General features: G+C 43.2%; 6 protein-coding genes, 1 tRNA gene and 1 pseudogene. 4 read left to right on the top strand and 4 right to left on the bottom strand.

Features of this window, described 5'->3' with window-relative positions; genetic code table 11:
- Positions 1-161: pseudogene (locus tag QUA23_RS01030) on the bottom strand (photosystem II q(b) protein); the annotation flags it as partial.
- Positions 162-519: 358 nt separating this feature from the next.
- Here QUA23_RS01030 and cofG point away from each other — a divergent pair.
- Positions 520-1,473, top strand: coding sequence for a 7,8-didemethyl-8-hydroxy-5-deazariboflavin synthase subunit CofG (cofG, locus tag QUA23_RS01025; RefSeq protein WP_333072809.1), 954 nt, complete (start codon positions 520-522; stop codon positions 1,471-1,473).
- A gap of 144 nt (positions 1,474-1,617) precedes the next feature.
- Here cofG and QUA23_RS01020 read toward each other — a convergent pair whose 3' ends face one another.
- The 3 genes from QUA23_RS01020 to cpdA all read right to left on the bottom strand — a co-directional run bounded on the left by QUA23_RS01020 (position 1,618) and on the right by cpdA (position 5,009).
- Positions 1,618-2,394 (bottom strand): SDR family oxidoreductase, encoded by a 777-nt coding sequence (locus QUA23_RS01020; protein ID WP_190737903.1) that lies wholly within the window; start codon positions 2,392-2,394, stop codon positions 1,618-1,620.
- Positions 2,395-2,562: 168 nt separating this feature from the next.
- Positions 2,563-4,041 carry an alpha-amylase gene (locus QUA23_RS01015; RefSeq protein ID WP_333072807.1) on the bottom strand — a complete coding sequence of 493 codons (1,479 nt, stop codon included), beginning with the start codon at positions 4,039-4,041 and terminating at the stop codon, positions 2,563-2,565.
- Positions 4,042-4,229: 188 nt separating this feature from the next.
- Entirely contained in the window at positions 4,230-5,009 is a 780-nt protein-coding gene (gene cpdA / locus QUA23_RS01010; RefSeq protein WP_333072806.1) for a 3',5'-cyclic-AMP phosphodiesterase, read from the bottom strand.
- Positions 5,010-5,187: 178 nt separating this feature from the next.
- Between cpdA and QUA23_RS01005 the strand changes: the two genes are divergently transcribed.
- The 3 genes from QUA23_RS01005 (at position 5,188) to QUA23_RS00995 (ending at position 9,156) form a co-directional block, all read left to right on the top strand.
- Positions 5,188-5,258 (top strand) — tRNA-Cys (locus QUA23_RS01005).
- Between the two features lie 370 nt (positions 5,259-5,628).
- Positions 5,629-6,612 (top strand): ATP-binding protein, encoded by a 984-nt coding sequence (locus QUA23_RS01000; protein WP_333072805.1) that lies wholly within the window; start codon positions 5,629-5,631, stop codon positions 6,610-6,612.
- 45 nt (positions 6,613-6,657) lie between these two features.
- Complete coding sequence (locus QUA23_RS00995) at positions 6,658-9,156, top strand: S8 family peptidase (RefSeq protein WP_333072804.1); 2,499 nt, start codon at positions 6,658-6,660, stop codon at positions 9,154-9,156.
- Positions 9,157-9,263: the final 107 nt, after the last annotated feature.

The raw sequence follows: 9,263 nt of genomic DNA, 5'->3' as shown, positions 1-9,263 counted from the left end.
GCGATGAAGGCGATGATGTAGCAGATGGTGGCGCTCAGGAGGGTAGGAATCATCAAGACGCCGAACCAACCTACATAAATGCGGTTGTCTGTGCTTGTGACCCACTCACAAAAGCGTTCCCAGACATTGGCGCTTTCGCGCTGCTGTAAGGTTGTTGTCATTTGTTTATGATTGCTTTATTTGGTTTTCAATGTTCGTGACGGCTTTGTGTTCCGCCATGTAAATAAACATAAAGCTTTTATTTCAGTTTGTAAAGGCCTTTTAAGCACAGTTTTTCTTATAGGTGTCATAAATTATGCTTTTTAAAAGCCATAAGGCTTGCTGTATAACGAGTTTAAACGCAGAATGCGGAATTAGTGGACGATCGCCCACAAATGAAGAATACTCATAATCTACCTGGGCAACGAGATTCCGGACTTGCGTCAGTGTTAAGATAGATGAAGGGTTGCGATCGCCAACCGCAAAACTCCCATTGACATATAGTTGTTGCACAAGTCCGATCGATAAAAGTCGCAAGGAATGTCCCGTACCGTCACCTACAGCCCTGCTTATACTCTGGTTCCTACTTACGAGTGTTTTAACCGCTGCACCTATTGCAATTTTCGGGCCGAACCCCTGCAAAGTCCTTGGCTGACACTACCAGAAGCCGAAAAACAGCTTTTGCTGCTGCAAACTCAAGGTGTAATTGAAATTCTTATCCTCAGCGGCGAGGTACATCCTCACAGTCAACGGCGAAAAGCTTGGTTGCAGCGGATTTACGATTTGTGCGAACTGGCACTAGCTCTGGGATTTTTGCCGCATACTAATGTGGGGCCGCTCAGCTTTGAGGAGATGGCACAGTTAAAAGAGGTGAATGTATCGATGGGGCTGATGCTAGAACAGCTTGCGCCACATTTGTTACAAACTGTTCACCGACACGCACCGAGTAAAGTTCCGGCGCTGCGGCTGCAACAGTTAGAATGGGCTGGGGAATTGAAGATTCCGTTTACAACTGGTTTGCTGCTGGGAATTGGGGAAAGTGAGGCCGATTGGATTAAGACATTAGAGGCGATCGCCCGGATTCATTCGCGTTACAATCACATTCAAGAAGTTATCCTCCAGCCACACAGTCCGGGAAATCAGCAAAGTTGGGACGGTGAAGTTTTTGATGCTACAAAAATGCCCGAAGTTATTGCGATCGCCCGCAGCATTTTACCATCTGAAATCAGGCTGCAAATTCCCCCAAATTTAGTTGCACAGCCAGACATATTGCTGGCTTGTTTAGAAGCAGGTGCTAGAGATTTAGGAGGAATTGGGCCGCGGGATGAAGTTAATCCCGATTATCCTCACCTGCAACACCAAAGTTTAACAGAAATTTTAGCAGCATCGGGATGGCAACTCGTAAAGCGTTTGCCTGTTTATCCTCAGTACGATAACTGGCTGCCGCAGACATTGCAAACTGCTGTCCAACAATGGAGAGTCAATCGATTTTAGATTTTAGATTTTAGATTTTAGATTGAAGAATTGAGCCTACTGATAAATCCGGGGGCTTGTGACCAAATTGCTTGATATTCAGTCATTAATTATGGGTAATGGGTAATTGGTAGCAACATTCTTTAAATTGCTGCTACAGAGATTTTAAATCAAAGAACCGCCACCATCAATCCAGACTTCAGTACCTGTGATAAAGCTGGACGCATCGGATACTAAAAATAAAACTAATTGGGCGATTTGTTCGCTAGAACCGGGGGTATTATCCGTCAAAGGAATCAGGTCTTGAAGGGAATCAGGCTCGAGTGGAATGTCATCAAGATGGCGCTTAACTGTGCTTTCGTCAATGGAAGTCTCCACCGCGCCCGGACATATAACATTGACTCTGATTTGGCTGGGAGCAAGTTCTAGCGCCAGCATTTTCGCTAAAGCTACTTGGGCGGCTTTGCTGGAAGCGTAAGCTGTGGCCCCAACTTTCTTGAAACTTCTGGTGCCATTAATCGAGGATGTAATGACGATGGAACCTCCTTGTTTTTTCAGATAAGGAACAGCATACTTAACAGTCAAAAATGTTCCTCTGAGGTTGGTATTAATTGTCTTGTCCCACTCTTCAGGTTCTATCTCTTCTATCGGCGACCATACACCGTTAATACCTGCATTTGCCAACACAATATCAATTCTTTGATATTCATTAAAAATGGTTTGAAATGCCTGTTGCATTTGCATAGAATCGGCCACATCTGCTGCAATAGCTAGCCCGCAGCCTCCTTCATCGACCAACTGGCGGACGGTTTCTTGCCCGGTTTCTAAAGTGCGATTGATTACAGCAACTTTTGCGCCTTCCTTGGCCATTAAAATTGCTGCTGCACGACCAATTCCCGACCCTCCGCCAGTAATAACGGCAACTTTTTGTGAAAGTTTCATAATTATTTTTTATGTAAAATCACATTATAATACACGATCGCACATCCTAAAAATAGGACTAAAGAGAGAGCTTTAGTCCTAACTATAGATAGATTTGAGTTATCAAAAATATGAAAGCAAAAAGTAAAAACATATCTTGCTTTTTACTTTTTGCTGTTAACACAGTCCTTACTGCTGTGGAACCCAGACAGAAACTGAACCGGCGTTACACCGAAAATCACCCCAACCATCGTTATTAGTTGTGATTGGTTCTTGGATGTGTTCGGTGATGTCAATATAAGTTCGATTGGGTTGTCCGACTTCCATAAGCTTAGTGCCATCGCCTCCGTTACTGAGTACCACAGCCATGCCGCCCGGATGTTCTTCATTTCCAAGTCGCGTCCAGCCAATAGTGTTGGGGTGGTCGAAATAATCGTACTGATTGCCGTAGGAATAAGTTTGGCGCGCTAACAAGAATTTATCTACCATAAACTGATGTTGGTCTAACCAAATCTCGTATTCATTGCCATCATTTGCTTTATCCTTATAGTTAGCGCCGTAATAATCCGGGTAAAAAATGCACGGATATCCTTCGCGCCGCAGCAGAATTAAAGCGTAGGCAAGGGGTTTAAACCAAGCCTCGACAACTGATTCTAGGGATTGTAAGGGCTGGGAATCATGGTTGTCTACCAAGGTAACGGCGAGGGCGGGTTGCTGTTGGACGAGAGTGTTATCAAAAATTGTTCGCAAGTCGTAGCTATTGCCGGCTTTGCTAGCAGCGTGGAAGTTGTAGTGGAGGGGCGCGTCAAATAAGGAGACTTTACCGCCTGTTGCTTCGATGAAGTAGTGCAAAGCTTCCACTTCGTAAGACCAATATTCGCCGACGGCAAATAGGTCGCGTTGGGCATAGTGGCGGACGTGTTCCAACCATTCTTGAAAAAATTGTGCTGATACGTGTTTGACGGCATCGAAGCGAAAGCCGTCAACGTTTGTTGTATCGATATACCACTCACCCCAGTATTTTAATTCGCCCGTGACTTCTGGGTTGTCCATATCTAAATCGCAACCCATGAGGTAGTCAAAATTACCTTTTTCTAAGTCTACTCCTCGATCGAATTCTTTGCCTTTTAGCAGGTAAACGGCATGGGTTTCTGTGTTGTAAATGTTGTAATCAATGGCGTCAAAATGCCACCAATGCCACTCCATGCTGGAATATTTTTTGTCGCGGCCGGGGAAGGTAAAATGCGTCCAAGCTTTGATTTTTTGATATTCGCCTACTGGGGCATTGCGGTCTTCGGGATGGAAGGGTGTAGCTTCGACTTCTTCTTCTGCATCGGCACCTAATTTGTGGTTGAAGACAACATCGGCATAAATCCGAATTCCTGCATCTTGTGCAGCTTTAATGGCGCGCAAATACTCATCTTTTGTCCCGTATTTCGTGCGTACCGACCCTTTTTGGTCGAATTCGCCTAAATCGAATAAGTCGTAGACGCTGTAACCTACCTCCTCAGCGCCGTCTGTTCCTTTATAGGCGGGTGGCAACCAAAGGGAGGTAATGCCTATTTTGGCTAAATCTTTTGCAGATTCCGCTAGCTGATTCCACAGGTTCCCGTCAGCGGGATTGTACCAGTGGAAATACTGCATCATCACGCCATTTAGTTCAGACATATATTTAGTTTTTCCTGTTTGGTAATGTTGCTAGATATATTTTTGTTAGTTGCCGAGCGCTCTAGCTATGCCTGCAATCTATAGCCAATAATTATCATAATAGATGGGGTTGCTCACAACAATCTATCTGTTGATGGATTGACAAAAAAATGTAAATTTGATATAAATTTTTAGGTTATCGAAAATTATTAAAAGGGTGGCGATGCTTCGGTCACTCGCTCAACTCTTGTGTTCCAAGTACCGTCGATCGCCAATTCAAGCAATCTAAATCCCGGCGGGATTTCGTCAAGGATAATCGGATGGCTTTTGGGTAAAAGTTGGATGCAGGTGCTGGGTGTCCCCAAGTAGGTAACTGAGCCCCGCTGTTGGTGGAATTCTTGGTGAATGTGGCCGCAGAGGACTATTTTGATTTGAGGATATCGATCGACAATTGCGAAAAATTCATCGGCATTCTGCAGCATCATTCCATCCATGATTTCAGAGTCGATCGGCAAAGGATGATGGTGCAAGGCAATGATAACAGGTCGATCGCCGATTTGTTGCAGTTGAGAGTCGAGCCAATGCAAGCTTTCTGGGGAAAGCCGCCCGCCGTCGCATCCGGCTTCCACACTCGAAAGTAATAGAAATTGCCAGTTTCCTAGCATCCATGATTTTTCAGGGGAAAGGGGCGGTTGATTTAAGATTTCTGCCATGACTGGGATGTTGTCGTGGTTCCCAGGTATCCAGTAGGCGGGTATTCCGAGGGGGGCGATGAGGTAGACTAGGCGCTGGTAGGATTCGGGTGTTTCGTCTTGGGACAAGTCGCCTGTGAGTAGGAGTAAGTCGGGCGGCGGCTGTATCTGTTGCAGGCGATCGAGAACTGCTTGGAGGGTGCGGGTTGTTGAGAGGCCTTTCCATTCTCGATCGATCTCTGCAAACAAGTGTGTGTCCGTGATTTGGGCGACGAGTAGGGGAGAAACTGGTGTCATGGCTGGTGTTGCGGGTCGTGGCTATAGTTCTAGAGTACCTTCCCACAAGGGTTTTGGGGATATGGGAAAAAAGGGCGATTCCCTAGGGGATAGCTGCGCTTTACGAAATTTTTGACAGGTATGTTAAAATTTTTCAGATTTGGTGTATTATAAGAAAACGTCAAATTTCAGACGTGACGGCGGCATAGCCAAGTGGTAAGGCAGAGGTCTGCAAAACCTCCACCCCCAGTTCAAATCTGGGTGCCGCCTTTTTTAATTTCTACAGTAACAAATTCTTTGTCACTGATGACAGATTTTTGTCCAGGCTACCAGCCTGGTATTTTTGTGTGCTCGCAACCATCTCTTTCGCCAGTAATCTGCCAAAATATTGACCTAACTCTGATTCTCCGAAGAGATTGAAAGCAAATACTCTGTGGGTCTTTTGACGTTCATGGCATGATATTAATTCCTCTTAAAATTGTTGATTTTTGTACCAATTTATAGTATATTTGTTATTACAAAGGTATGATTAAAATAATAGTATTTAGCATATTTATATACCGAGGGCAGCTTATAAAGTTGTAAAGTCAGATTTCTAGCTTTACTAAATCCTGGGAGATTGGTCCAGAGTGAACCCATTATGTCAACAGCCCGCCATGTTATTGCACTCTTAAAGAGTTACCTCGAAGATGAGGAGCAACAATTTTTTTCTGTGGCTCTACAGATGGCTGCACATGAAGCACGACAAGGACACACTAAAGTTGCTCAAGAAATCCAAATTCTTATTGATAAAGCAAAAGAGCGTAAATCTGTGATTGAACACAAAGCTTCACCCACGCCGCTCGTCCAGCCCAAGGGAGAATTAGTAAACCTTGTGTCAGTTTGCTATTCAGACACCAGATTTATTGACATGGTTCTTCCTATATCGTTAAAAAAAAGATTAGAACGTATTATTATAGAACAAGCTAAGCGGCATCGTTTAGCTGAGTATAATCTCAAGCCTCGCCGTAAAATACTTTTAGTTGGGCCACCAGGGTCGGGGAAGTCGATGACCGCCGCTGCTCTGGCTGGAGAACTGAAACTCCCTCTTTTTACTGTTGCTTACACTGGGTTAATTACAAAATATATGGGTGATACGGCTAATCAACTCAAACTGATATTTGATGCAATGGCGGTAACACGAGGTGTTTATTTTTTTGACGAATTTGATGTCATTGGTTCGCAACGTGCTGCGGTTAATGATGTTGGAGAGATTCGTCGAGTTTTAAATTCCTGCTTGCAGTTTTTGGAGAATGATGATAGCCAAAGTCTAATCATTGCGGCGACTAATCATCCTGATTTATTAGACAAGGCTCTTTTTAGACGCTTTGATGATGTTATTGAATACGAGTTACCAAATCGAGAAGTTGTTCGCAAGTTGCTGACAGCCCGTTTATCCCTATTTAATATTGAGTGGCAAAATTGGCAACATATTATCGAGACTGCTGATGGACTAAGCCAAGCAGAGTTAGTTCGAGCGGCAGATGAAGCCGCTAAAGTAGCTGTGATTTCTGAGCGGGATTCAATATCTGAAGAAAATATAGTTTCTGCGATTATCGAACGAAAAAGCACTACTTTTAAGTAAGTGCGGTATAATTTCACTAATTTTTTTAATTAACTTCTCACTCTAATGCCTAAATACCAAAGGAATCTCCCTAATTTTTATATTGTGGTAAAGGGAGATAGCCAAAATTATACATATCGTGGAGGGGGAGGAAATAAAAAATCCTTTCCACCTCGCAATCGTATAGAACACGCCGAAACGTTGCAACAAGCTTTGGAGAAGGCTCTTGAAAATTATCAGCAACAAAAATTATTGCGCGAACCAGAAATTGCAGTTGGAGAAGCTGGTTTTTATTTAGAGTTCCAGCTACCAAAAAGCGAACTGAAAGCGGTTGAGCTGTTGGAGAACAAGCCTAAGAAAATCGAGTTGCTTGCTGTTCACTCTTCTGATGAAGCAGACGAAACCGTATCAGCCACTATATTTGTCCCAGAGAAAGCATCAGATTTTTTCGCCTCAAAAATCGCAGCTTACCGTGATGAAGAAACAGAAACAGGCAAGCCAAAGAACGAGCCTTTAATCGCAGTATTGGATAATATTAACTTAGGTACAGTGCGTGCGCTATTCACGGATAAAACAGAATTATTTCCATCTGAATCCAACGAAGTTTGGTGGGAAGTTTGGTTACGTTATGGCTTTCGTAAAGATTTCAACGAAGTAGCCCAAAAACTTAAGATTAGAACAACAGAACACTCAATTACTTTCCCGGAAAGAGAAGTGGTTTTGGCATTGACGTCTGTAACCACCTTATCTCGAATTATTAACAATAATGGTTTAATTGCTGAACTTCGCCTTGCCAAAGATTCACCGTCTATGTTCTTTGAGATGGAGCAAGAACAGGAGAGTTGGGTCAAAGACCTTGAAAATCGCACTATTGTAGCATCGAATACTAATTTAGCTGTTTGTTTATTAGATAGCGGTGTTACACGCTCTCATCCTTTAATTAAACCCGCCCTTGCTTCTGAAGATTTGTTGACTTGCAATCCACACTGGGGAGTGGAAGACAGTAAACATTGGCGGGGTCATGGTACTGACATGGCTGGCATAGCCCTGTATGGCAACCTTTATAATGTACTAGCCACATCACGCAAAGTATATCTTACCCATCGGTTGGAATCCGTAAAAATACTTCCAGCCAAAGGAGAAAATGACCCTAAGCTTTATGGAGCTATTACAAAGGAGGCTGTTTTTCGTGCAGAAATTAGCAACCCAAAGCGCCAGCGTGTTATTTGTATGCCTGTCACGAGTGAAATCCACAATAATACAGGAGTTCCTTCTTCTTGGTCAGCAGCAGTAGATCAAATCTGCTTTGAATTTCAACGATTAATGGTTATTCCGGTTGGCAATATCGCAGGGGACATCATGCTTAGTGAGTATCCTCATCGAAATGATGCAAGCCAAGCAGAAAATCCCTCCCAGGCGTGGAATGCACTTGTTGTTGGTGCTTATACCGATAAAGTCAATATAGTTGATCCAAGGTATGCTAAATGTCAAACTATTGCCCCTGCTGGCGACCTTTCACCTCGAAGTAGAACTTCTCTTTTATGGACTGATAAGTGGCCTATCCGACCAGATGTGACTTTTGAGGGGGGCAACCTAGCAACTGATGATACTGATTCACCTGGCATGGATATTGATGACTTACGACTGCTAACAACTTATTATCAACCAAATGTACGGCAATTTAACCTTTCTGGAGATACTAGCGCAGCAACAGCTTTGTGTAGCTATATGGCAGCACGTATTTGGGCTGAACATCCCGAATACTGGTCAGAAACAGTTCGTGCCTTAATAGTTCACTCCGCAGAATGGACTGATGCAATGTATAGGAATTTACCTAAAAAGCCTTTGAAGAGTGAAAAAGTATCTATATTATTGCGTCGGTATGGTTATGGTGTTCCCAATCTGGAGAGGGCGCTTTTTAGTAGCAAAAATGACTTAACAATGATTTGTGAAGATCAGTTGCAGCCTTTTCACAAAAAGGATGGCAAGGTAAAAACAAAAGAAATGAACCTTCACATACTCCCCTGGCCAACACAAGAGCTAGAAAAGTTGCGTGAAGCCGAAGTAAAAATGCGGGTAACACTTTCATATTTTATCGAACCAAACCCAGGAGAACGAGGATGGCAAAATAAACATTCTTACGCCTCTTATGGTTTGAGGCTTGCTATTAAGCGTTCCACAGAGACTTTGGAGGATTTTAGACAACGGATTAATAAGGAAGCCATAGAAACTGAAGAAAAAGTAACATCTACTGTAACTGGTGACAGTGGGTGGTTTCTAGGCCCAAAAACATGGAATCGCGGCTCAATTCATTCTGATATTTGGGAGGGTACGGCGGCTGAATTGGCTCAGAAAGATTCTATTGGTATATATCCTGTTGGTGGTTGGTGGAGATATAATTCAAGATGCGAAGGATGGAAGAAAACCGCTAGATATGCTCTAATTGTTTCGCTCCGAGTTGTAAATGATGTTGAAGTTGATATTTACACCCCTATTTCTATTTCTAACAAAATTAAACAAACTGTGCCTATTAATATGTTACCTTCCAATGATCGAGATAGCTAAGATATTTGTTTGAGAAAAAGTAATGTTTAAGGTCAATCGCTCGGCACTCCAACTTAACGAATATGACAACTTAATTGCTAATCACTAATCGCCCCACGGCAATTAGC

The sequence above is a fragment of the Microcoleus sp. Pol1C5 genome, assembly GCF_036701115.1.
In the GTDB taxonomy this organism is placed as follows: domain Bacteria; phylum Cyanobacteriota; class Cyanobacteriia; order Cyanobacteriales; family Microcoleaceae; genus Microcoleus.
This window is presented reverse-complemented; position numbering and strand designations above follow the sequence as displayed.